Source organism: Kribbella alba, from assembly GCF_039529635.1.
GTDB classification, from domain to species: domain Bacteria; phylum Actinomycetota; class Actinomycetes; order Propionibacteriales; family Kribbellaceae; genus Kribbella; species Kribbella alba.
The window spans coordinates 340643-362753 of the sequence record NZ_BAAANE010000007.1 but is presented as its reverse complement, the minus strand read 5'-3'; the positions used below and the strand labels follow the sequence as shown (position 1 = coordinate 362753).

At 68.6% G+C, this 22111-nt stretch carries 22 protein-coding genes and 1 pseudogene; 4 read left to right on the top strand and 19 right to left on the bottom strand.

Features of this window, described 5'->3' with window-relative positions; translation table 11 throughout:
* Positions 1–77: 77 nt before the first annotated feature.
* Positions 78–638: pseudogene (pyrR, locus tag ABD210_RS19700) on the bottom strand (bifunctional pyr operon transcriptional regulator/uracil phosphoribosyltransferase PyrR); the annotation flags it as partial.
* A 212-nt stretch (positions 639–850) separates the two neighbouring features.
* Here pyrR and bldD point away from each other — a divergent pair.
* Entirely contained in the window at positions 851–1363 is a 513-nt protein-coding gene (bldD, locus tag ABD210_RS19695; RefSeq protein WP_026163359.1) for a transcriptional regulator BldD, read from the top strand.
* A 216-nt stretch (positions 1364–1579) separates the two neighbouring features.
* Here bldD and nusB read toward each other — a convergent pair whose 3' ends face one another.
* Together nusB and efp are read right to left on the bottom strand one after the other, a co-directional pair.
* Positions 1580–1990 carry a transcription antitermination factor NusB gene (nusB, locus tag ABD210_RS19690; RefSeq protein ID WP_344113217.1) on the bottom strand — a complete coding sequence of 137 codons (411 nt, stop codon included), beginning with the start codon at positions 1988–1990 and terminating at the stop codon, positions 1580–1582.
* 34 nt (positions 1991–2024) lie between these two features.
* Complete coding sequence (gene efp / locus ABD210_RS19685) at positions 2025–2588, bottom strand: elongation factor P (protein ID WP_344113215.1); 564 nt, start codon at positions 2586–2588, stop codon at positions 2025–2027.
* Between the two features lie 157 nt (positions 2589–2745).
* On the opposite strand from efp, the gene ABD210_RS19680 reads away from it, so the two are divergent.
* The gene (locus ABD210_RS19680) at positions 2746–3756 is read left to right on the top strand and encodes a polyadenylate binding domain-containing protein (protein WP_344113214.1); all 1011 of its coding nucleotides are present in this window, start codon (positions 2746–2748) and stop codon (positions 3754–3756) included.
* Between the two features lie 84 nt (positions 3757–3840).
* Here ABD210_RS19680 and fxlM read toward each other — a convergent pair whose 3' ends face one another.
* Both fxlM and aroQ read right to left on the bottom strand, forming a co-directional pair.
* On the bottom strand, positions 3841–5052 hold the full coding sequence (gene fxlM, locus ABD210_RS19675; protein WP_344113212.1) for a methyltransferase, FxLD system: 1212 nt from the start codon (positions 5050–5052) through the stop codon (positions 3841–3843).
* Between the two features lie 61 nt (positions 5053–5113).
* Entirely contained in the window at positions 5114–5560 is a 447-nt protein-coding gene (gene aroQ, locus ABD210_RS19670; protein ID WP_344114123.1) for a type II 3-dehydroquinate dehydratase, read from the bottom strand.
* 187 nt (positions 5561–5747) lie between these two features.
* Between aroQ and ABD210_RS19665 the strand changes: the two genes are divergently transcribed.
* Together ABD210_RS19665 and ABD210_RS19660 are read left to right on the top strand one after the other, a co-directional pair.
* Positions 5748–6353 carry an RNA polymerase sigma factor gene (locus ABD210_RS19665; protein WP_344113210.1) on the top strand — a complete coding sequence of 202 codons (606 nt, stop codon included), beginning with the start codon at positions 5748–5750 and terminating at the stop codon, positions 6351–6353.
* Entirely contained in the window at positions 6350–7282 is a 933-nt protein-coding gene (locus tag ABD210_RS19660) for a hypothetical protein (protein WP_344113208.1), read from the top strand. The genes ABD210_RS19665 and ABD210_RS19660 overlap by 4 nt, the downstream gene beginning before the upstream one ends.
* 4 nt (positions 7283–7286) lie before the next feature.
* On the opposite strand, the gene aroB is transcribed toward ABD210_RS19660, so the two are convergent.
* The 14 genes from aroB to ABD210_RS19590 all read right to left on the bottom strand — a co-directional run bounded on the left by aroB (position 7287) and on the right by ABD210_RS19590 (position 22050).
* Positions 7287–8390: a 3-dehydroquinate synthase gene (gene aroB, locus ABD210_RS19655; RefSeq protein ID WP_344113207.1), complete on the bottom strand. Its 1104-nt coding sequence runs from the start codon at positions 8388–8390 to the stop codon at positions 7287–7289.
* Entirely contained in the window at positions 8387–8887 is a 501-nt protein-coding gene (locus ABD210_RS19650; RefSeq protein ID WP_344113206.1) for a shikimate kinase, read from the bottom strand. The genes aroB and ABD210_RS19650 overlap by 4 nt, the downstream gene beginning before the upstream one ends.
* The gene (aroC, locus tag ABD210_RS19645; protein ID WP_344113205.1) at positions 8884–10086 is read right to left on the bottom strand and encodes a chorismate synthase; all 1203 of its coding nucleotides are present in this window, start codon (positions 10084–10086) and stop codon (positions 8884–8886) included. The genes ABD210_RS19650 and aroC overlap by 4 nt, the downstream gene beginning before the upstream one ends.
* A gap of 168 nt (positions 10087–10254) precedes the next feature.
* Positions 10255–10962 carry a prepilin peptidase gene (locus ABD210_RS19640; RefSeq protein WP_344113203.1) on the bottom strand — a complete coding sequence of 236 codons (708 nt, stop codon included), beginning with the start codon at positions 10960–10962 and terminating at the stop codon, positions 10255–10257.
* 99 nt (positions 10963–11061) lie between these two features.
* The gene (locus ABD210_RS19635; protein WP_344113201.1) at positions 11062–12528 is read right to left on the bottom strand and encodes an FAD-binding oxidoreductase; all 1467 of its coding nucleotides are present in this window, start codon (positions 12526–12528) and stop codon (positions 11062–11064) included.
* A complete protein-coding gene (locus ABD210_RS19630) occupies positions 12515–13339 on the bottom strand; it encodes a shikimate dehydrogenase (RefSeq protein ID WP_344113200.1) in 825 nt (274 codons plus the stop codon). Before ABD210_RS19630 ends, ABD210_RS19635 begins: the two co-directional genes overlap by 14 nt.
* Positions 13339–14535 (bottom strand): endolytic transglycosylase MltG, encoded by a 1197-nt coding sequence (gene mltG, locus ABD210_RS19625; RefSeq protein ID WP_344113199.1) that lies wholly within the window; start codon positions 14533–14535, stop codon positions 13339–13341. Before mltG ends, ABD210_RS19630 begins: the two co-directional genes overlap by 1 nt.
* On the bottom strand, positions 14532–14990 hold the full coding sequence (gene ruvX, locus ABD210_RS19620; RefSeq protein ID WP_344113198.1) for a Holliday junction resolvase RuvX: 459 nt from the start codon (positions 14988–14990) through the stop codon (positions 14532–14534). Before ruvX ends, mltG begins: the two co-directional genes overlap by 4 nt.
* A 40-nt stretch (positions 14991–15030) precedes the next feature.
* Positions 15031–17700, bottom strand: coding sequence for an alanine--tRNA ligase (alaS, locus tag ABD210_RS19615; RefSeq protein WP_344113195.1), 2670 nt, complete (start codon positions 17698–17700; stop codon positions 15031–15033).
* Positions 17701–17705: 5 nt separating this feature from the next.
* A complete protein-coding gene (locus ABD210_RS19610; protein WP_344113193.1) occupies positions 17706–17963 on the bottom strand; it encodes a DUF6167 family protein in 258 nt (85 codons plus the stop codon).
* Complete coding sequence (locus ABD210_RS19605) at positions 17960–18382, bottom strand: DUF948 domain-containing protein (protein ID WP_344113192.1); 423 nt, start codon at positions 18380–18382, stop codon at positions 17960–17962. Before ABD210_RS19605 ends, ABD210_RS19610 begins: the two co-directional genes overlap by 4 nt.
* Before the next feature lie 90 nt (positions 18383–18472).
* Complete coding sequence (locus tag ABD210_RS19600; RefSeq protein WP_344113190.1) at positions 18473–19435, bottom strand: hypothetical protein; 963 nt, start codon at positions 19433–19435, stop codon at positions 18473–18475.
* A 761-nt stretch (positions 19436–20196) separates the two neighbouring features.
* The gene (locus tag ABD210_RS19595) at positions 20197–20463 is read right to left on the bottom strand and encodes a nuclear transport factor 2 family protein (RefSeq protein WP_344113188.1); all 267 of its coding nucleotides are present in this window, start codon (positions 20461–20463) and stop codon (positions 20197–20199) included.
* Positions 20464–20655: 192 nt separating this feature from the next.
* Positions 20656–22050, bottom strand: coding sequence for a replication-associated recombination protein A (locus tag ABD210_RS19590; RefSeq protein ID WP_425552689.1), 1395 nt, complete (start codon positions 22048–22050; stop codon positions 20656–20658).
* Positions 22051–22111: the final 61 nt, after the last annotated feature.

Here is a 22111-nt window from a genome sequence, read left to right as displayed (position 1 = left end):
GTGCCGGCCTTGTCGATGCCGAGCTTGTCGGTGCCGGCCTTGTCGGATCCGAGCTTGTCGCCCGGCGGCTTGTCGGCGATCAGGACGGCGTCGGCCCCGTCGTACTCCGTCAGATGCACGGTGACCCGCTCGACCAGTGAGGTGGGCAGGTTCTTGCCGACATAGTCCGCGCGGATCGGGAGTTCGCGGTGGCCCCGGTCGACCAGGACGGCCAGTTGGACCGCCTTCGGGCGACCGATGTCGCCGATCGCGTCGAGTGCGGCGCGGATGGTGCGGCCGGAGAAGAGGACGTCGTCGACCAGGACGACCACCTTGCCGTCGATTCCGCCGGGTGGGATGTCGGTGTGCTCCAGCGCGCGGGCCGGCTTCAGCCCGATGTCGTCGCGGTACATCGTCACGTCGAGTGATCCTGTCGGCACACTCTGTCCCTCGACCGCGGCGATCCGGTCGGAGATGCGGGTCGCCAGGCCCACCCCACGGGTGGGAATGCCGAGCAGGACGACCGGGTCGGCACCCCGGTTGCGCTCGAGGATCTCGTGCGCGATCCGGGTCAATGCCCGGGAAATGTCGGAAGCATCCAGCACTGTGCGCGGTACTGACTTCGAGTCGTGCGACCCGGGTACCAAGGCAGGGCTCATCGCTACCGTTCCTCCTTTCCCGCCTCTCTGGACGGGTCTTTAAAGGACGTTCGGACCACTTGACATGCTATCGGATGTGACACGCCGTCTTGACGCTGGCCTCCGGCCCAGAATATTGTTACTCTGTGTAATCGTGGGGGGTTTCACCAAACGGCCCACCCCAATCGGGCCTTCACATGGGTCACTGACCAAAGTCGGAGGGAAGAACCAGCGTGCCTAGCGAATACGCGAAGACACTAGGCGGCAAGTTGCGCGCCATCCGCCAGCAGCAAGGTTTGTCGCTGCATGGTGTGGAAGAGAAGTCCAAGGGTCGCTGGAAGGCGGTCGTCGTCGGCTCTTACGAGCGTGGCGATCGGGCCGTCACCGTCCAGAAGCTTGCGGAGCTCGCCGATTTCTATGGCGTGCCGATTCGTGAGTTGCTCCCTGGATCCGCCAGTGCGGCCGCTGCGGCAGCCGCTCCGCCGAGGTTGATCCTCGACCTGGAGGCCCTGCAACACCTCGACGCGAGTGAGGCCGGTCCGCTCACGCGGTACGCGGCCACGATCCAGGCTCAGCGCGGGGACTACAACGGCAAGGTGCTGTCGATCCGTCAGGACGACATGCGCACCCTCGCCGTGATCTACGACGAGTCGCCGACGACTCTGACCGAGCGTTTCATCTCCTGGGGAGTTCTCAACCCGGAGGCGAAGGGCGACGTCGAGGAGTCCGAAGCGGCCGGCGCCTGAGTCAGGGCGTATGACGGTCGGGGCTCGTAGCAGCTTGCCCTCGGCCGCCTGCCCGCTCCTTGACGGATCGGGCCAGCAGCAACACGTAGTACCGAAGTATTGAGCAACTGCAGTACACAGGCCGGGGCCGTTCCCCCCGCGCCGCGCACGGGGATGATGAGAAGGCCCGGCACCGCACCGTGGCGGTACCGGGCCTGTTCGGCCTCTGGGGTGCTGTCAGACCCCGAGCGTCGGCTTGAGCTGCAACAGCCGGGCCAGCAGTCCGTTGACGAACGCGGGCGACTCGTCCGTGGACAGATCCCGCGCCATCGCGACCGCCTCGCTGACCGCCACCACGTCCGGAACCTGCTCGTCGAACAGCAGCTCGTAGACGCCGATCCGCAGGATGTTGCGATCCACGGCCGGCATCCGGTCCAGCGACCAGCCGACCGAGTGCGTGCTGAGCAGTTCGTCGATCGAATCGATGTGTTCCGAGACACCCCCGACCAGCGCCACGGTGAACTCGTTCACCGGCGGGTCGTTGTCGGCCACCCGGTCGGCCAGGGTGCCGCCCACGGGCAGCCCCCGGACCTCGGACTCGTACAGCACGTCGAGTGCGCGCTTGCGGGCCTTGCTACGGGCAGACATGTTCTGTTGTCAGCTCCAGTATCGGCTACTGCGATCAGGACGTGACGCGGCCGAGGTAGTCCCCGGTCCGGGTGTCCACCTTGACCGTCTCGCCGGTGGTCAGGAACAGCGGGACCTGGATGGTGTATCCGGTCTCGAGCTTGGCCGGCTTCGTGCCACCGGTCGAGCGGTCGCCCTGCAGGCCGGGCTCGGTGTACTCCACGGCCAGCTCGACCGAGGCGGGGAGCTCGACGTACAGCGGCAGGTCGTCGTGCACCGCGACGATGGCGTTCTGGTTCTCCAGCAGGAAGTGCGACGCCTCGCCGACGACCTCCGGAGTGATGTGGACCTGCTCGTAGGTGGAGCTGTCCATGAAGACGTAGGAGCCGCCGTCGTTGTACAGGTACGTCATGTCCCGCTTGTCGACGTTCGCGACCTCGACCTTGACGTCGGCGTTGAAGGTCTTGTCGACCACCTTGCCGGACAGGACGTTCTTCAGCTTCGTCCGCATCACGGCTCCACCCTTGCCGGGCTTGTGGTGCTGGAACCACACGACGGACCACAGCTGCCCATCCAGGTTGAGCACCATGCCGTTCTTGAGGTCGTTCGTCGTTGCCACGCGGGGAACCCTTCGAAAGTAATCAGCGGTACGGCAGATTGTAGCGGTCACAACGCCCTGCGGCCGACTCGCGCACCCCGGCGGCCTCTACCCTGAACTGCAGGGGCTTCGGCCCGACGTCAGGCAGGTTCCTCACGGGACCCTCGGGAGGCATGCGATGGAAGTCCTCATTCCCCTGGTGCTCGTGATCGTCAGCCTCATCATCAAGAAGGTGAACGACCGGTCCGTCGCGCGGAACAGCACGAATCCGAACCCCAAGATCCAGCGGCTGGTCGAGCGGATGCAGGCGCAGCAGCGCGGTAACCAGCCCACCCAGTTCCAGGGCCAGTTCACCCAGCCGACCTCCGGACCGCCGGTGCCGGGCCAGACGTTCCCTGGGCAGGCAGGCGCGGGGCAGCAGGGTTCGGTGCCGGGGCAGCCGCTGGGGCGGGCGCAGAGCTCGGCTCAGCTGGCCGGGATGCTTCAGCAGCGGATGCAGGCCGGCCAGAACGCAACCGGCTCCGCCCAGCAGGGCCAGTACGGCGTTCCGGGGCAGCAGGTTCCGGGGCAGTATGCGGGTATTGCGACTCAGTACACCCCGCCCGGGCAGTTCCAGCCGCCGGAGCTACCGCAGCCCCAATTCCAGCCGCCGCAGTTCCACCCCGGGCAGTTCCAGATGCCACAGGCGTCGACCTGGTCACCGTCTTACCAAGCTCAGCAGCCCGACCGAGGCGCAGCCCACCGCCCGCAGCAGAGCAAACCGCCCAGCGGCGACATCGACAACCGCGTCCGCGAACTGATGTCGAAAGGCAGCGAGGTCGCCGCCGTCCGGCTGCTCTGCGACGAGCAGGACATGGGCATCATCGAGGCCCAGAGCTACGCCCGCGCCCTGGTCGCCGGCCCCGGCCAGGCACCCCGCAGTACCAGCCCGGCACCCCGCTCCGCCGACGGGAACGCCTCAGAGCGCCGGGAGAGCGCTCCCCCGGCCGATCCCGAGGAAGCCGAGACCCGGTACGTCGGGTCGGCCGCGTTCGCCGAATCCGTCTTCAACACCGACCCGGACGAGAACGTCTGGGCCAGTGGCTGGGTCGACAAGCCCGACCAGGACGACCGCTCCGACATCGACGAGCTCTGGCAGACCGTCCAGAACAACGGCCGCCCCACTCCACCCCCGGCGGAGCCCAGGTAACCGGCCCAGGTAACCGGCCCAGGAAACGGCCCAGATAACCGGCCCAGGTAACCGGCCCAGTCGACCCGCCTCAGTCGGCCGCGGCTAGGGCCAGGTGAAGGTCAGGTGGGTGTGGGGTCTGGTGAGGTGGAAGCCGGGCGGGAGTCGGGTGGCGGGGGTGTCGGCGGGGTGGACGTGGAGGACCGGGTCCGGGCCCTGGCGGTAGTCGTGATTCCAGCGCCGGATCTCTCCGGCCAAGCTCTCGGCATGCTCGGCGGCGGCTGCTCCGTGGGAGGTCGCGCCCAGCTCGACAACCTCTTCGTCGGCAGTCCGACGCGAGGTCAGATAGGTGAGGGTGTCGTCGGCAATAGTCGCCGACGTGCCCCAGCTCGGTATCGCGGACACCAGGCCCTTCTTCACCGCAGATCGTTGGGCGGCCAGGATGCAGTAGCCCGGCCGACTCGCCGCGAGCCAGAGGTTCAGGTCAGAGAGCGGTTCCTCGCGGTTCACCAGGACACCCGACCAGACGACGACCCTCGGCAGCTTCAGGACTTCCTCCGGCGGCTCCACCACCTCCTGGTCCGTGTCGAAGCGAAGGCTCACCTGGTCCTGGTGCATCCCCACCAGCCGCTCGCAACCCGCCCCGGCACCTTGCATGCAGACGAACCCGCACAACGCCATCGACCGGCTCCGCAACGAGCCGCCCGTCGTCCGGTCAAGAGCGATCGAGCGGGTCTGACCACGCAACCGCAGCGGTACGACGATGCGCCCGTGCTCGGCCAATTGGTCCATCCAGGCAGACGCGATATCCCAGGCCGTCACCGTCACCAGGATCCGGTCATAGGGAGCGCTCTCCGGCGATCCGAACTCACCGTCGGCCTGCACGACCCGCACGTTGTCGTATCCCGCGGCGGCCAACCCCTGCCGGGCTCGGTCGATGACATCGGCATCGATGTCGATCGTCGTGACCTCTCCCCCGGGCCCGACCAATTCGCTCAGCAGGGCAGCGTTGTAGCCGCCGGAGCCGATCTCCAGGACTCGATGTCCGGACCGGATGTCGGCCTGCTCGAGCATCACCGCCATCACCGCCGGCTGCGACACCGAACTGATCGCGACCCCGGAATCGTCGCGCTTCATCAGGACGACGTCGTCGGCGTACGCGACTTCCAAGGGCACCAGTGGAACGAACTCGTGCCGCGGTACAACCCGGAAGGCGGCTGCCACTCGCTCATCGGTGATGGAGCCCTGGGCAACCAATTGCTCGGTGAGTGTCGCGCGCAACGTCCCGGCGTACCGTTCGTTGTCTGCGGCAGTCATGAGGGCCAGTCTGCCTCGTCACGGAGGTCTCGAAGGCGTCGGCAGGCGTCCTGCGCGGGCGCTAGCCGGCGTTCAGGGTGGTGAGGGCGCGGAGGGCCAGGCGGTAGGAGTCGAGGCCGAAGCCGGCGATGGTGCCGGTGGCGACAGCTGCGACGACGCTCGTGTGGCGGAACTCCTCGCGCGCGGCCGGGTTGCTGATGTGGATCTCGATCAGCGGGGCGGTGCGCTGGGCGCAGGCGTCGCGCAGGGCGTACGAGTAGTGCGTGAAAGCTGCTGGATTCAGCACCACCGGTGTCTTGTTGTCGGCGGCTTCATGCAGCCAGCCGACCAGTTCCGCCTCGTCGTCTGTCTGCCGGACCTCGACCTCGAGCCCTAGGTCGGCGCCCGTCTTCTCGCAGTCGGCCACCAGGTCCGCGAACGTCGTCGCGCCATACACGTCCGGCTCCCGCGAACCGAGCCGACCCAGATTCGGTCCGTTCAGCACCAATACCCGCCGCCCACCAGCCACATCCGTCACATCCCCACCTTAGGGCCCCCGCCCGCCCACGTCGCCGCACCCCTCTGACCTCCGCCCGTCCCACACTTGTGCAGACCCGCTGCCGGCAGAACGGGGCCGACGGTAGCGGAACCCGCGCAGGACCTGCCGGACTCTTCCGGGTGTGAGCACAAGAGCGGCGACAGTAGGGATGCGGCGAATGGAAGTCAGCCCCGGGCAAACGGTCGGCAACGACCGCGACGTGTGGGAACGACTTCGGGACGCCGACGAGCAAGCCCTGGCAGATCTCTTCCATCGGCACAGCGACGCGGTCTACAACTTCGCGTTCCGTAGGACTTCGTCGTGGTCGAGCGCCGAGGATATCGTCCAAGCGACGTTCACGGCGGTCTGGCGACGCGCCCGCGCCGGGCGGATCGACCAGTTGACGCTGGACAGCGCCCGGCCGCTGCTGCTTGTCATGGCCGGGCACGAGTGCGGCAACGTACTGCGCTCCTCCCGGCGGCAGGCGGCACTCGCGGACCGGATCGAGCTGGTCGACCAGGCACGCACGATGCCCGATCACTCCGCGACGGCGGCCGCGAAGGTGGACGACCAACGCGCGATGAGCGACCTCCGCAGGCTCCTCGACCGGATCCCCGCCAAACAGCGCGAGGCGGTCGAGCTCGTCGTCTGGTCGGAGTGCTCGATCGCCGAAGCCGCCCGCGTGCTCGGCGTACCGGAAGGCACCGTCAAGTCCCGGCTGGCCAGAGCGCGGGCGCGCCTGGCCGGCCTCATCGATCTCGGCAGCACGGAGGGTCTCAGATGATCAAGCAACTCCCGGCGGAGCGACCGCTCCCCGACAAACAAGTCATCCTCGATCGCGTCCTCGCAGCGGACTCCGCTCCGGCAAGGAGGGGCTGGCTGATGCCGGTCGCGGCCGCGGCGTCGATCGCCGTGATCGCAGGCGGCGTACTGACGGTGCCCGCCCTGATGAAGTCCGACGACGGCACGGGCCCTGCCGGCCAGTCGCAGACCGGGGCAACGAAACACACCGCCGGCACACCCGCCGGGTTGGGTCAGTCGATCGACGCGGGCAGGCTCACCCCGGCGCAGGCGTCCGAGTTCGGCAAGGCCTGCGCCCTGATGATCGGCGCCACGGACCCCTGGAAATCTCCTGACCGGCTGCCGTCCAACTGGCCCGACGGCCATGCGAAGGTCAACGCGATCCTGCACCCGACCGTGGTCCGCAGCGGCTGGGACCCGAAGGCCACGGACAAGACCGTCGTGGTCAAGTCCGGCGGCAAGACCTACGGGTGCGTCGGCCAGGTGACCAAGAAGCGGCCGGACGGTAGCACCACGTTCGGCTACGACTGGGCGACGTTCGCCACCAGCAAGCAGGGGATCCACGGCACCGGCGGAGGCATGGCCGGCACTATCGTGCTCGACAACAAGCCGGACAAGCTCGTCACCGACAGGTGGATCGTGGTTGGTCCCGAGGTGGCCGCCGTGCGGCAACGCCTGATTCTCAAGGGCAAGGCCAGCCCGTGGTTCACCACCAAGGTCGTCGACGGGTTCGCCTACATCCGCGCCTGGAACCAGGCGGCCCTCGCGATCGGCGACAAGGTCCAGCTCGAGACGCAACAGCTCGACAGCAACGGCAAAGGCACTACTGAGGTTCAGAGCACCACTGTCGAGCCGCGTGTCCCAGCCGACGGCAAATTCGGACACGTGAGCCTGCCGGTGCCCAAGCGATGACTCCTCAGCCGCTGATCTCGGCGTAGGCGGCGATGAGGAGGCTCGGGTCGGGGGCTTCGAGGATGGACGGCTTGGCCAGACCGTCCAGTACGACGAAACGAAGCCGATCGGCCCGGGTCTTCTTGTCCAGCTTCATCGCGTCCTGCAACTGCGGCCACGCATCCGCCCGGTAGGAAACCGGCAGCCCGAGCGATTCCAGCACAGCGCGATGCCGGTCCGCGGTGGCATCGTCCAGCTTGCCCGCGGCCCGGGCGAGCTCCGCCACGAAGACCATGCCGATGCTGATCGCGGCACCGTGGCGCCACTTGTACCGCTCCAGCCGCTCGATCGCATGGCCGAGCGTGTGCCCGTAGTTCAACGCTTCCCGCCCGATCGGTCCCCCGGCCGCGGTGGTCCGCTCTCGCAGGTCGGCGCCGACCGTATCGGCCTTCACCTGGATGGCCCGGGCGATCAGTTCCTCGGTGTGCTCGTACGCCGGGCTGGACGCGCCGGCCGGGTCCTTCTCCACCAGGTCGAGGATCACCGGATCCGCGATGAAGCCGCACTTCACGACTTCCGCCAGACCGCTCACGTAATCGTGCCGCGGCAGGGTCTCCAGCGCGGCGAGATCGCACAGCACCCCGGCCGGTTCCCAGAACGCGCCGACCAGGTTCTTTCCTTCGGCGGTGTTGATCCCTGTCTTCCCACCGACAGCCGCATCCACCATGCCGAGCAAGGTGGTCGGAATGTGCACGACCTTCACGCCCCGCAACCAGGTGGCGGCGACGAAGCCGGCGAGGTCTGTCGTCGTCCCGCCGCCGATGGACACGATCGCGTCGGACCGGGTGAACCCCGCCTGCCCGAGGACCGACCAGCAGTACGCGAGAACCTCTGCGGACTTGGCTTCCTCGGCGTCCGGGATCTCGATCGCGTGTGCGGTGAAACCGCCCGCGGTCAGGTCGTCCCGGATCGCGTCGCCGCTGGTCCGCAACGCCCGCGGGTGAATCACCGCGACCCGCTGCACCGCGTCCCCGAGCAACCCGGGCAGTTCACCGAGCAGATTGTTGCCGATCACAACGTCGTACGGCGCGGCCGCCTCGACGCGGATCCGGCGAGGTTCGGCGGTCATCCGAGGTGCTCCACGATCTCGGCGGCGAGGTCCTCCGGCGCGCGTCCGTCGGTGTCCACCGTCAGCTTGGCGACCTCGGCGTACAGGGGCCGGCGGGCCTCCATCAGGTTCCTGAGCTGGGTCCGGACGTTCCCGAGCAGCAGCGGCCTGGCGACGCCGAGGCCGACGCGCTTGGCCGCTTCACTGAGCGAGACGTCAAGGAAGACCACGTTGTGCCCGGCAAGATCCGCCCGGGTGTCGGCATCGAGGATCGCGCCACCGCCCAGCGACAGCACGGCACCCTCGTCCTGCAGTGCGGCAACGATGGCAGCCCGCTCGAGACTGCGGAAGGCGGCCTCGCCGGAGTCGACGAAGATGTCCGAGATCGGCTTGCCCGCCTCGTTCTCCACGTCCGTGTCGGTGTCGCGGTGGGTCTTCCCCAAGCGCGAAGCCAGCAACGCGGCGATGGTCGACTTGCCCGAACCAGGCGGGCCGACCAGGACGACGACCGGGCTCACTGGTCCCACTCGCGCGCGGCGATCGTGCTCGGCAGGCCGGCCAGGTACGCCTTGTGGTTGCGCGAGGTCTCGGCCACCGAGTCCCCGCCGAACTTCTCGATCGACGCATCCGCCAGGACGAGCGCGACCATCGCCTCCGCGACGATCCCGGCGGCCGGTACTGCGCAGACGTCCGAGCGCTGGTGATGCGCCGAAGCCGCCTCGCCTGTCGCGGTGTCGATCGTGCGCAGCGCTCTCGGCACCGTGGCGATCGGCTTCATCGCCGCGCGGACGCGCAGGGTCTCGCCCGTGCTCATGCCGCCCTCGGTGCCACCCGACCGGCCGCTGGTACGGCGTACCTCACCGTTGTCCACGACGATCTCGTCGTGCGCCTGCGACCCCGGAGTACGGGCCAGTTCGAAGCCGTCGCCGAGTTCGACACCCTTGATCGCCTGGATGCCCATCAGCGCGCCGGCCAACTTGGAGTCGAGCCGGCGGTCCCAGTGCACGTAGCTGCCGAGGCCCGGCGGCAGACCGTCGACGACCACCTCGACCACGCCGCCGAGGGTGTCACCGGCCTTCTGTGCGGTGTCGATCTCGGCCACCATCGCCTTGCTCGCGTGCGCGTCCAGGCAGCGCACCGGGTCCTCGTCCAGCCGGGCGACGTCCTCGAACGTCGGGATCGACCCGTAGGGCGCCTTCACCGTCCCGATCTCGACCACGTGGCTCACGATCGTCACGCCGTACGCCTGCCTCAGGAACCTGGCCGCCACCTCGCCGAGCGCTACCCTAGCCGCGGTCTCCCGGGCGCTGGCGCGTTCGAGCACTGGCCGGGCCTCGTCGAAGCCGTACTTCTGCATGCCCGCGAGGTCGGCGTGACCGGGTCGCGGCCGGGTCAACGGCGCATTCCGGGCCAGGTCCGCGAGCACGTCGGGATCGACCGGATCGGCGGACATCACCTGCTCCCACTTGGGCCACTCGGTGTTGCCGACCTGGATGGCGACCGGGCTACCGAGCGACAGCCCGTGCCGGAAACCACCGATGAACGTCACCTCGTCCCGCTCGAACTTCATCCGGGCGCCGCGGCCGTAGCCGAGACGACGACGGGCGAGGGCGTCGGCCACATCATCAGTGGTGACCTGGACGCCTGCGGGAAGACCTTCGAGTACGGCGACGAGCGCTTGTCCGTGCGACTCGCCGGCGGTGAGCCAGCGCAGCATGCCGTGATTCTTTCACGCTCCCCCCACGAACTCGCTGGCAGTCTCAGTACGCCGGCATCCCAGCCGGCCGCTGGCGGGATTTCGACCGATAACGGGTTCATTCGGCGCTAGCGGGCGAAGAACCCGCTAGCCGGCTGGCGAACCGCCCGGGTGACCGTCACGGCCGTTTCAGTGCAGGTAGAGCTGCTCCAGCGCGTTGCCCACGAGTGCGCCGACCAGGGCGCCGACGAGCATGAACGGCCCGAACGGGAACATCTGCCTGCGTTTGAACACCTTCGCCAGCGTCAGCACGATCCCCAGCACCGCGCCGAGGAAGAACCCGCCGTACAGACCGGTGATGAGCTGCCCCCAGCCGAGCCACCCCAGCGCCATGCTGAGCAAGCCCGACAGCCGTACGTCGCCGAACCCGACCCCCCGCGGAAACACGAACCACAGCAGGTAGAACACGCCGAACCCGATCACCCCGGCGATCGCGGCGCGCCGCAGCGATCCCCACTCCCCCGACACCGCGGCGCCGATCACCAGCGCCGCGCCGACAGCCAGGTACGACGGCCAGATGATCGCCGACGGCAAGTACCTCGTGTGGGTGTCGATATACCCCAGCACGGCGCCGACGACAGCCAGCAGCAACCAAGCGACGAGCCCCGCCGAGGTCCCCAGACTCCACCTGAGTAGACCACCGGCGACCGCCGCAGCCGCGCCACACCAGTACGCCGCGCCGCGCGTGGCGAGCTCGGCGTACGGGGTTTTGGTCTCGCCTTCGTCCAGCTCGGGTTCGGGGATCCGCCGCATCAGCCACGGGCCGAGCACGAAGGCCGCGGGTCCGCAGAGCACCACTCCGGCGGCCGCGGCGAGCAACGCGTTGTCAGCCGGCACGATCCAGGAGCCTAGACGATCCCGGACCACCCCACCGACACCCTGTGGACAACGCGCCACCCCGAGCAGGCTGGTCGACCAACTGCCCGGCTCGCCAGCTCAGGAGAAGGTGTAGGAGGTGTGGAAGAAGTTGGTCGGGTCGTACTTCTTCTTCGCCGCGCGCAGCCGGGTCAGGCTGCCGCCGTAGTAGGAGTTGACCGACCGACCGGCCTCGACGTAGTTCACGTATCCCCCAGCCGACGCTTTGGCGACCGCGTGGTGCCCTGACGTGAGGAAGTTCTGCGCGGCCCGGAGTGCCGTCGACGACGGATGCGGGGCGAGCCCGGAGTACCACTGGATCACGCCGAGCGCGGACCGCCACGGCCACGCGGCACCACCCGCAGGCTGCTTCGCGGCTTGTCCACCCAGCGGATCGAGGATCGCCGACCCAACCACCTTCGCGCGTGCGGCAGCCTTCACAGCGCCGATCAACCCATTGATGGTGGCCGCGTCCATCGGACCCCGCAGTACGTCGGAGCCGGCCAGGAACCCGGTCCGCGGACTGGTCGTGCCGCCGCCCAGATACTTCACGGCTTCCAGGTGCGTCTTCACTGTGATCGAACGGCCGGTCGCCTTCGAGCCGACGAACGACTCCAGTTGCGCGGCGGCGGCAGCGGCCGATCCCGTGGTGGACACCCCGACCGCGTGGACCGACACCGTTCCGTTGCTCTGGGCATCGATGTGCAGGTTGGCCCAGGCCGTCGCCGGTGCGTCGTGAGCGAACCGCTGCCAGCCCCGCAGTACAGCCGCGGCCTTCGCCTCAGGCCAGCTCAGCCGGAAGAAACCGAGCTTGCCTGCCCCGATCGTCGCCAGCCGGAACGACGTCACGATCCCGAGGTTCCCGCCGCCTCCACCCCGCAGCGCCCAGAACAACTCGGGCTCCTGGGTCGGACTGACCGTGCGGAACACACCGTCGGCGGTGACCACCTGCATCGACAGCACCCGATCACACGTCAGCCCGTAGGACCGGGTGTGCACGCCCATGCCACCACCAAGGGCCAGCCCTGCGATGCCGACCGTGGGACACGTTCCGGTCGGCAGGGATCTGCCGTACTTGTCGAGGAAAGCGTGGACGTCGTACAGCTTCGCGCCGGCTCCGACAGTGACCACGTTGTCGGCGTAACTGATGCTGCGCGCCGCACCGACATCGACCACGAGCCCGTTGCTGACCGTGGAAGCACCGACATAGGAGTGGCCGCCACCCTTGGGGACACAGACCAGCTTGTTCTTCCGCGCGAACAGGATCGACTCGCGGACATCGTCCACCGTGGAGATCCGGACCACGCCGGCCGGCCGGATCGAATCGAATCGGGGGTTGAAGATCTGGTGTGCGGCGTCGTAGCCGGTCTCGCCCGGCCGGTAGAGCTTGCCGTTCAACCCGCGCCGGAACCCGTTCCAATCCGGTGCCGCCACCATCAAGCCCTCAGGACCGGCGTTCGCGGGCTTCGAGTCGGAACAGCCGGTCAGACCGACGGCCGCCAGGGCGCTGCCGGCCTTCAGAAGTGTGCGGCGGTCAAGCTGGCTCACGATCGTCGAGCTCCTCACGCGCGGCGGACCTCATCGCCGCCAGGGGCGCGGGCGACCTACCTGTCATCATCTCCACCTGGAGGGTCGCCTGATGCACGAGGAGATCAAGGCCGTTCAACAGCTCTGTACCGATCCGGTGCGCCGCGATCGCGAGTTGCGTCGGCCACGGGTGATAGGCGACATCGAAGACCACCGGCGCGACGGCCGCGAAGTGCTCGGCCCACGGATCGACAGCACCACCCGGCAGCGTCGAAACGCACAGGTCGAAACCGCCGATCTGCTCGACCTGCCCGAAGTCCGCGACGGACGTCTTCAGCCCCAGCTCGGCGGCAAGATCCCGCAGCCGTTCTGCCCTCGCTACCTCCCGTACGACGACCGTCACCTCGCTGACGCCGAGACCCCGCAAAGCCGCAAGGGTGGATGCCGCCGTCGCCCCACCCCCCAGAACGACCGCGGTATCGGCCGTGGTGATCCCGCGCTCGCCGAACGCCGCGATCAGCCCCGGTACGTCGGTGTTGTGCGCGGAACGGGTCCCGTCGGGCTCGAACAGCATCGTGTTCGCCGCACCGATCAGCTCCGCGACCGGATCCACCGTGTCCACCAACTCCAGCGCGACGCGCTTCAGCGGCATCGTCAGGGACAACCCGCGGAAGTCATCGCCGAGCGTGCTCAGGAATCCCCTGAGCTCGGCCTCGCCGACCTCGTGCGCCTCGTACTGCCAGTCCAGCCCGAGCTCGGCGTACGCGGCGCGATGCATGGCAGGCGACAACGAGTGGGCGATCGGCTGGCCGAGCACGGCACAACGAGTCATCAGCAACGACCGGTGTGAGCCGCGCACCACGCTTGCAACTTCTGCACGTTCCTCTGGTGCTCATCGGGGCTCGAGGCGAACGCGGTCTCACCGGTGTCGAGGTTGACGAGCGTGAAGTACAGCCATGAGCCCGGCGTGGCGTTCAGCGCTGCCCGCAGGGTGTCCCGGCTCGGCGAGTTGATCGGCGTCGGCGGCAACCCGCGGTACTTGTAGGTGTTGTACGGCGAATCGATGCTGCGCTGGGCGGCCGTGGTGAAGACGCCGCCGTTGCGGCCCGTGACGTAGTGGATCGTGGAGTCCATCTGCAGCCGCATGCCCTTCTGCAGCCGGTTGTAGATCACCCGGGCGACCTTCGGATAGTCCTCCGGCCGGTTCGTCTCCGCGGAGATGATGCTCGCCACGATCACCGCCTGGTAGGGGTCGAGCTTCTTGCGCTGCGCGGTCTGCGGCAGCTTCAACTCCGCGGACGTCTTCGCGAACTGCGCCGTCATCATCTTCAGGATCGAGTACGCCGTGGCGTTCTTCGGGATGTCGTAGGTCCCCGGGTAGAGGAAGCCCTCCGGGTTGCTGTTCGCGTACGCCGGGATCCCCAGCGACCAGGGCTTCGCAATCGCGGCCGCCGCGGAACCCGGCGGCAACTTGGCCGCCTTCGACTTCTGCAGGAGGTCGATGATCTCGGCCTTGGTCCGGCCCGCGGGGAGGCTGATCCGGGTGACCAGGACCGACTTGGCCGGGTCCAGCAGCAGTTCCAGCGCCGCCTTCGCCGACATCTCCTTCTTCAGGGTGTACGTCGCGGCCTGGATCTGGCGGGAGCGCTGATCGTCCCGCGCGACCCGCTCGAAGGCCCGGGCGCTCTTGACCACGCCCTTCTTCTCCAGCGTGTCGGCGATCGCCTGCGCGCTCTGCCCCTTGGTGATCTCGACCGTCACCGCGGTGGTCCCGGCGCCGGTGTAGTCGGGAGCTGAGAAGAGCTTCTCCAGCGCGTCACGGCCCTTGCCGAAGCCGACCACCAGACCGGTGATCAGGGCGCCGACGACCATCAGCGAGATCAGCCCGGCGAAGCAGCCGAACCCGCGCCGGGTCCGGGCCTTGCGCCGGTTCGCCCGGCGGTCGACCCTGCTCTCCGGGCGGAGGCCCAGATTCTCGTGCAGGTCGTCGCCCTCGTTCAGGTCTTGGTCCACCGATGTTCCGTTCACAGGGGCCTCCCCGGTGGGTTGCCGGTCTCACGCTCGAAGTCGAGCGCATGTTGCAGAATCACGACCGCGGCGGCCTGGTCGACCACAGCCCGCCGCTTGGAGCCCTTCTTCCCACGTTCCCGGAGCATCCGCTCGGCCGTGACCGTGGTGAACCGCTCGTCCACCAGCCGTACCGCCGTTCCCGAGTTCCCTGCCTGCACCTTCACCCTGACCTGCTCCGCCGTGTCGCGAATCTTGACCGCGGCCGGCCCTTCACCGCCCGACAGCGAGCGCGGCAGGCCGATCACGATCTCGAACGCGTCGAGTTCGGACACGAGACTAGCGATCCGGTCAAGATCGCCCGGGCCGCGTCGCACCGTCTCCACCGGCGTCGCGAGAATGCCGTGGGGGTCGCTTGTCGCGACGCCGATCCTGGCGTCCCCGATGTCGAGCGCGAGCCGCACCCCCCGGCGCATCAGTCTGCCTCGCACAGGGGGCACGTCGGTCGCATCATGGTCAGCCGGTCACCGATTGGCCGATGGCATGTTCGACCGCGGCGAGCGCCCCGTCGACACCTGCCGCATCGGTTCCGCCACCCTGGGCCACATCGTCCTTGCCGCCGCCACGGCCGCCGAGCTGCTCGGCCGCGATCCGGACCAGGTCGCCTGCCTTCAGCCCCCACTCGCGGGCGGTGTCGTTCAGGGCGACCACCACGGCCGGTTTGCCGTCGTTCACGCTCAGGACGGCGACCACCGCCGGACGGTCAGCCGGCATCCGGCCCCGTACGTCGAGGGCGAGCTTGCGCAGGTCTCCACCGTTCACGCCGTCGGGAGCCCGGTGGCCGACGTACGCGACCCCGAAGACGTCCTTCGGCTTCGACGCCAGCTCCGCGGCCGCGGCCAGCACCTGGCCAGCCCGGACCTTCTCGAGCTCCTTCTCGGCAGCACGCAACCGCTCGGAAAGATCCGCGATCCTGGCCGGCAGTTCCTCCGGGCGAGCCTTCAGCGACTCGCTCAGCAGTCGCACCAGCGCCCGCTCCTTGCCGAGGTGGTGCAGCGCCTCCATGCCGACGAACGCCTCGAGCCGGCGAACACCCGCACCGACCGACGACTCGCTGGTCACGGTCAGCGCGCCGACCTGCGACGAGTGCTTGACGTGCGTCCCACCGCAGAGCTCACGCGACCACGGGCCGCCGATCTCGACGACGCGGACCTGCTCGTCGTACGTCTCGCCGAACAGCGCCAGCGCGCCCCACTCGCGAGCCTCCGGAAGCGTCATGTACTGCGCGGAGACGGGCAGGTCCTGGCGCACCGCGAGGTTCGCGACCTCCTCGATCTCGCTCCGGGTCGCCTGGTCCAGCGCCGACGACCAGGCGAAGTCGAGCCGCAGGTAGCCGGGCTTGTTGTACGAACCGCTCTGCAACGCGTTCGGGCCGAGCACCTGCCGCAGCGCCGCGTGGATGACGTGCGTGCCGGAGTGCGCCTGGCAGGCCGAGACCCGCCACTCGTGGTCGACCTGCGCGTGCACGTCGAGACCCGGCTGGACGACACCTTCGAGCACCTTCACCTTGTGCACGATCAGACCCTTGACCGGGCGCTGCACGTCCAGCACCTGCAGCTTCGCGCCGTCGGCGACGATCAGGCCCTCGTCGGCGATCTGGCCACCCGACTCCGCGTAGAACGGGGTCTTCTCGAGCACGACCTCGACCGTCTCACCTTGCTCCGCGGCCGACGCCACGACGCCGTCCCGCAGGAGGCCGCGGACCTGGGAGTCGGTCGAGAGCTCCTGGTAACCGGTGAACTCGGTGACGCCCTTCTCGCGCAGCTCCCGGTAGCCGGAGGTGTCCGCGTGGCCGGCCTTCTTGGCCCGCGCGTCGGCCTTGGCCCGCTCGCGCTGCTCGGTCATCAGCGTCTTGAAGCCCTCGGTGTCCACCCGCAGACCCTGCTCGGCGGCCATCTCGACGGTGAGGTCGATCGGGAACCCGTAGGTGTCGTGCAACTGGAACGCCTGCGCGCCCGCGAGCTGCGCTGCTCCCTGCGACTGCACGTTCTTCACGGCCAGGTCGAAGATGGAGGTCCCGGCGGTCAGCGTACGGCGGAAGGCCTCCTCCTCGGCGTACGCGATCTGGCTGATCCGGCCGAAGTCGGCCTCCAGCTCGGGGTACGACTTCTTCATCTGCTCGAGGCTGGTCGGCAGCAGTTCCACCAGGCTGGGGTCCTCGTAGCCGAGCAGGCGCATCGAGCGGACCGCCCGGCGCAGCAGGCGGCGCAGTACATAGCCGCGCTGCTCGTTGCCGGGGGTGACGCCGTCGCCGATGATCATCAGCGCGCTGCGAACGTGGTCGGCGACCACGCGGAACCGGACGTCGTCGATCGGATCGGCGCCGTACTTGCGGCCGCTCAGCTCCGACGCCTTCTCGATGACCGGGTAGACCTCGTCGATCTCGTACATGTTGTCGACGCCCTGCAGCAGGTACGCGACGCGCTCGAGGCCGAGGCCGGTGTCGATGTTCTTCTTCGGCAGCTCGCCGAGGATCGGGTAACCCTCCTTGCCCGGGCCCTCACCACGGATGTTCTGCATGAACACCAGGTTCCAGAACTCCAGGTAGCGGTCGCCCGCCTCCCAGTCCCGCTCGGCGCCGAACTCCGGGCCGCGGTCGATCAGGATCTCCGAGCACGGGCCGCACGGACCCGGCACGCCCATCGACCAGAAGTTGTCCTTCATCCCGAGCCGGACGATCCGGTCGTCGGGCAGCCCGGCGACCCGCTTCCAGATGTCGATCGCCTCGTCGTCCTCGTAGTACACCGAGGCGTAGAGGACCGACTCGTCGAAGCCGTAGCCACCCTCACTCTGCGGCTTGGTGACCAGGTCCCAGGCGTACTGGACGGCCTGGTCCTTGAAGTAGTCGCCGAACGAGAAGTTGCCGTTCATCTGGAAGAACGTGCCGTGCCGGGTGGTCTTGCCGACCTCCTCGATATCGAGGGTCCGGACGCACTTCTGCACGCTCGTCGCGCGCGGGAAGGGCGGAGTCTGCTGGCCGACGAAGTACGGCACGAACGGGACCATGCCGGCCGGCACGAACAGCAGATTCGGGTCGCTGGCCGGCAGCGGCGCGCTCGGGACCACCGTGTGACCGCGGTCCTCGAAGTACTGCAGGAACCGCCGCCTGATCTCACTGGTTTCCATGGGTGTTACCGGTAGTCCTCACGCTGTGTCTGAGTTGTCGCTGTGTCTGTAGCCGTATCAATGCCGAGCGCGTCGCGCAGTTCGGTCTCCCGCTCGGCCATCCCGGCCCGGACCTCGTCGCCGAAGTGCCGGATCGCGCCGGCCATCTTCTCGGCCGAGGCCTGCAGACTCTCCGGCGCCAGCGCCTGGGCCCGCCGCTTCAGCCGGGTCACCACGTAGACCCCGACGAGGGTGCCGATGATGAACCAAACGATCCGCTTCACAGAACGTCACCGCGCTTCTTCGCCCTGCGCTCGGCCTTCATCTCTTCCTTCACCCGGCGCGACACGTTCTTGCGCTGGCTCTCGCCGAGCGCGTGGCGCACGCCGTAGGTGAAAGCGGCCGCCTTCACCAGCGGCCCGCCCGCGGTCGCCGCGAACAAGGACGCGAGAGCGGCCGCGTTGGTCGTCACGGTGGTGGCGTTGTCCGTGATGGTGTCCACCTTTGCCAACTGGGCATTCGTGGTCGCCACGGTGGTGGTCACCTCACCGAGCAGCGGGATGCTCGAGTCCGAGACACCCTTGACCATGATCCGGGTCTCGTCGAGCACCTTGCCGAGCTTCAGGATCGGATAGGCCAGCAGACCTACCAGGATGAGCAGCGCACAGGCTGCGATCAGCCCCGCGACTTCACCGACGCTCATGGAACGATCCACCTTCCGTTGTCACCTCGTGGACCGCCCGACTTTATCGCGCGGCTTCCCCGGGCTTCCCACAGGACACCATCCCCCAGATCACAGTCCCCCACCAACTCCCGCGAGCCGCGGCCGACAGGTCCACGTCTCGGCCGCGCGGTCCCGGAACAACCGCCTCCGGTGAGCCCCCTGGATCCGCCCGATCGTGGCCCGCTCGTCCTCGAGGTCCAACGACGTCACCCGGACGATCGCGAGCCCGTTCGCCTCCAGCCCTTCCTCCCGCCGGTTGTCCGCGGTGTGCCGGCCGAGCTCTCGATGATGCGCCCCGTCGTACTCGAGCCCGAGACCGGCGAACGGCTCCAGGAGATCGACGATGCCGAGGAAATCTCCGGCCAGATCGAAGACGGGCACGTTGACGAGCAGGGGCGGGAGTCCGGCTTCCCGGCAGAGCAATCTCAGCCGACTCTCGGGTGGCGAAGCGGCGCCGGGGTCAAGAAGTGGCAGCGCCGCCCGCAACTGACGGACGCCTCGTCGACGGGGATGATCTGCTTCGTACGCCGAGATGGCTCCGGCGCCGGTGATTCCCGCGTGCAGCAAGCAGTCACCCGCTACCACCGCCTCGGTGAGATCGCCGGCCAACCTGAGCATGTCGTACGCCGTCCTGGCCCCCGACGTGCAGCGGATTCCTTGCGGTTCGACGACATCGCCAGGCTCCAAGGTCGCCCGCAACGTGACGATGCCCGGGCGCTTGACCACCCTCTGCGGAGGAACCACCAGGAGCACCGGCTCACCGGTTCGCCCAGGACCTGGGTGCCCCCAGCCCCCATCCAGATAGGCCACGCCTTGCAGATAAGCCGCGGCCCACCCGCCCACCACACCATCCTCCGGCCCGACCGCGACCACGTCGACGATGCGCTGCCGGATCGGGTCATTCACCTGCGCCGACCGGTGATACCCGAAGTGGGGAGACGTCCACTCGCCCGACTCCAACTGCGCCCGAGTCACCCCGCTGTCCACCAAGTCCCGCCGCCGCCGAGCCACCGCCCGCCCATCAACCCTCATCCCCCCACTCTGACGTTCTTTGCGCCCCTAGGCCGCCCGTTATCCACATGGAGCCCTTCGACTGAAGCCACTGTGCTCCCATGCCCACGTCCCCCACCCCCACATCCCGCATGCCCACGTCCCCCACCCCCACATCCCGCATGCCCACGTCCCCCACCCCCACATCCCGCATGCCCACGTCCCCCACCCCCACATCCCGCATGCCCACGTCCCCCACCCCCACATCGCCCCCACCCCACGTCCCCGCACCCCCACCCGACGTCCCCGCACCCCCACCCGACGTCCCCGCACCCCCACCCCGCCGCACCCGCCGCCGAGCGTGAGGACTTTGCCGCCGACTGAGGGCACCGTGCCGTCGGTAAAGGCTTTCCAACGGCACGTTGCGCACAGTCGACGAGAGGGATCACCGCGAAGCCCCAGCAGGCCACGACACCGCCGCCGAGCGTGGGATTTCCCGCCGAGTGCGACGATTTCCCGCCGAGTGGGGAATTGCCGCCGAATGCGGGAATTGCCGCCGACCGTGAGGACCGTGCCGTCGAGTGTGACCACCTTGCTGCCGGTAAGCGCTCTCCAACGGAACGGTGGCCACACTCGATGAGCCGATCACCACCGAGCACGCGCTGCCCGAGACCCAGCTCGCGCCCGAGGACCGACGAGTAGGTTTACGCCGGGCGGTCCACGCGGGCAGAGCACCGATCAGCGCGGGCCAAGTGTCCGCTCCAGCCCTGGTAAGTCGGGGCAAGCCCAGCCGAGGGGTGGGGTCAGTCGAAGGTGATGGTGAGGGTGGATAGGTGGGCGGTGGGGGTCCAGGTGAGGTGCATGGTGCCGGTGTTGCCGCTGGACCAGCGGAAGCGGACCTTGTGATCGTCGCCGGACAGGATGGTCATGGTTTCGGTCGGAGGGTTGTCCTGGTATGCCTTGGCGATCGCCGCGCGGCCGTCGTACGGGCCGATCGGGAGGCCGGGGAACGACATCCGGGCGTCTTCGGCGAAGCGGGCGGCGAAGCTGGTCCAGTCACCGGTGGTCACGGCGAGGCTTGAACGCCTCGACGTGCTCTGCGGCACGGTTCATGGGTTCAGCGGTCTTTCAGGATCTTGGCGAGGTCGGCCGCCGGTTCATCGGCTCAGCGGTCCTTCAGGAAACTTGGCGAGGTCGGCCCACGGTTCATCGGCTCAGCGGTCCTTCAGGATCTTGGCAAGGTCGGCCGCCGGTTCATCGGCTCAGCGGTTCTTGAGGATCTTGCGGATGTTGGCGAGGCGGTCGGCGTACGCGGCCTCACCGCCGCGGCGGGTGGGCTTGTAGTACTCCGCGTCGTCGACGACGTCCGGGGCGTACTGCTGGGGGACCACGCCGCGGGGGTCGTTGTGGGAGTACTGGTACGACGAGCCGTGGCCGAGCTTCTTCGCGCCCGCGTAGTGGGCGTCGCGCAGGTGGGGTGGGACCGGGCCGACCTTGCCCGCCTTCACGTCCGCGATGGCGGAGTCGATCGCCATGATCACCGCGTTCGACTTCGGCGCCAGGGCCAGCGCGACGACGGCCTGGGCCAGGTTGATCCGGGCCTCGGGCATGCCGATCAGCTGGACCGCGTCCGCGGCGGCGACGGCCACGCCGAGCGCGGTCGGGTCGCCCATGCCGATGTCCTCGCTGGCCGAGATCACCAAGCGGCGCGCGATGAACCGGGGGTCCTCGCCGGCCTCGATCATCCGGGCCAGGTAGTGCATCGCGGCGTCGACGTCCGAGCCGCGGATGGACTTGATCAGTGCGGACGCCACGTCGTAGTGCTGGTCGCCGGCCCGGTCGTATCGCACGGCCGCCCGGTCGACTGCGGTCTCCAGCGTCTTCAGGTCGATCACCGCCGGCCCGTCCGTACTGCGGTCTGCCGCCTCAGCCTGTTTCGCCCGGGCACCGCCCGCGGCGGCCTCCAGATAAGTCAGCGCCCGCCGGGCATCTCCCCCAGCCATCCGGAGCAGGTGGTCCTTCGCGTCGGCGGCAAGCTCGAACTCGCCGTTCAAGCCGCGCTCGTCCGTCAGCGCCCGATCGAGCAGTACTGCGATGTCGTCGTCGGTCAGTGATTCCAGGGTCAGCAGCAGGGATCGCGACAGCAGCGGGGAGATGACGGAGAAGAACGGGTTCTCAGTCGTCGCTGCGACGAGCGTGACCCAGCGGTTCTCCACTCCGGGCAGCAGGGCGTCCTGCTGGGCCTTGGTGAAGCGGTGGACCTCGTCGATGAACAGAACCGTCTCGACGGTCTTGCCGGGGCGGGCCAGATCGCGACGAGCGCCGTCGATGACCTGACGGACCTCCTTGACGCCGGCCGTGACGGCGGACAACTCCACGAACTTGCGGTTGGTCGCATGTGACACGACGGCCGCGATCGTGGTCTTGCCGGTGCCGGGTGGACCCCAGAGCAGCAACGACATCGGCTGGTCGCCCTCGACGAGCCGGCGAAGCGGTGATCCCGGAGCCAACAGGTGCTGCTGCCCGACCAGTTCGTCCAGACTCCGCGGTCGCATTCGCACCGCCAACGGGGCCGAACTGTGGTCGACGTCAGTCAGGCTGCCGCCCCCGCGGGCAGGGGCGGGCGCACCCGGCAGATCGAACAAACCTTCGCTCACACCCATGACCCTACCCAGCAGCACCGACACTCGGCTCGCCAGCCAGCCAACGACCAGCCCA

Excerpts from the sequence above, each read along its gene's own strand:
- ABD210_RS19605 (WP_344113192.1), bottom strand. The coding sequence starts at position 18,382 with ATGAGCGTCGGTGAAGTCGCGGGGCTGATCGCAGCCTGTGCGCTGCTC.
- ABD210_RS19660 (WP_344113208.1), top strand. The coding sequence starts at position 6,350 with ATGATCAAGCAACTCCCGGCGGAGCGACCGCTCCCCGACAAACAAGTC.
- ABD210_RS19630 (WP_344113200.1), bottom strand. The coding sequence starts at position 13,339 with ATGACTCGTTGTGCCGTGCTCGGCCAGCCGATCGCCCACTCGTTGTCG.
- ABD210_RS19680 (WP_344113214.1), top strand. The coding sequence starts at position 2,746 with ATGGAAGTCCTCATTCCCCTGGTGCTCGTGATCGTCAGCCTCATCATC.
- fxlM (WP_344113212.1), bottom strand. The coding sequence starts at position 5,052 with ATGACTGCCGCAGACAACGAACGGTACGCCGGGACGTTGCGCGCGACA.
- ABD210_RS19600 (WP_344113190.1), bottom strand. The coding sequence starts at position 19,435 with ATGAGGGTTGATGGGCGGGCGGTGGCTCGGCGGCGGCGGGACTTGGTG.
- aroB (WP_344113207.1), bottom strand. The coding sequence starts at position 8,390 with ATGACCGCCGAACCTCGCCGGATCCGCGTCGAGGCGGCCGCGCCGTAC.
- ruvX (WP_344113198.1), bottom strand. The coding sequence starts at position 14,990 with ATGCGCCGGGGGGTGCGGCTCGCGCTCGACATCGGGGACGCCAGGATC.
- nusB (WP_344113217.1), bottom strand. The coding sequence starts at position 1,990 with ATGTCTGCCCGTAGCAAGGCCCGCAAGCGCGCACTCGACGTGCTGTAC.
- alaS (WP_344113195.1), bottom strand. The coding sequence starts at position 17,700 with ATGGAAACCAGTGAGATCAGGCGGCGGTTCCTGCAGTACTTCGAGGAC.
- aroC (WP_344113205.1), bottom strand. The coding sequence starts at position 10,086 with ATGCTGCGCTGGCTCACCGCCGGCGAGTCGCACGGACAAGCGCTCGTC.
- ABD210_RS19665 (WP_344113210.1), top strand. The coding sequence starts at position 5,748 with ATGGAAGTCAGCCCCGGGCAAACGGTCGGCAACGACCGCGACGTGTGG.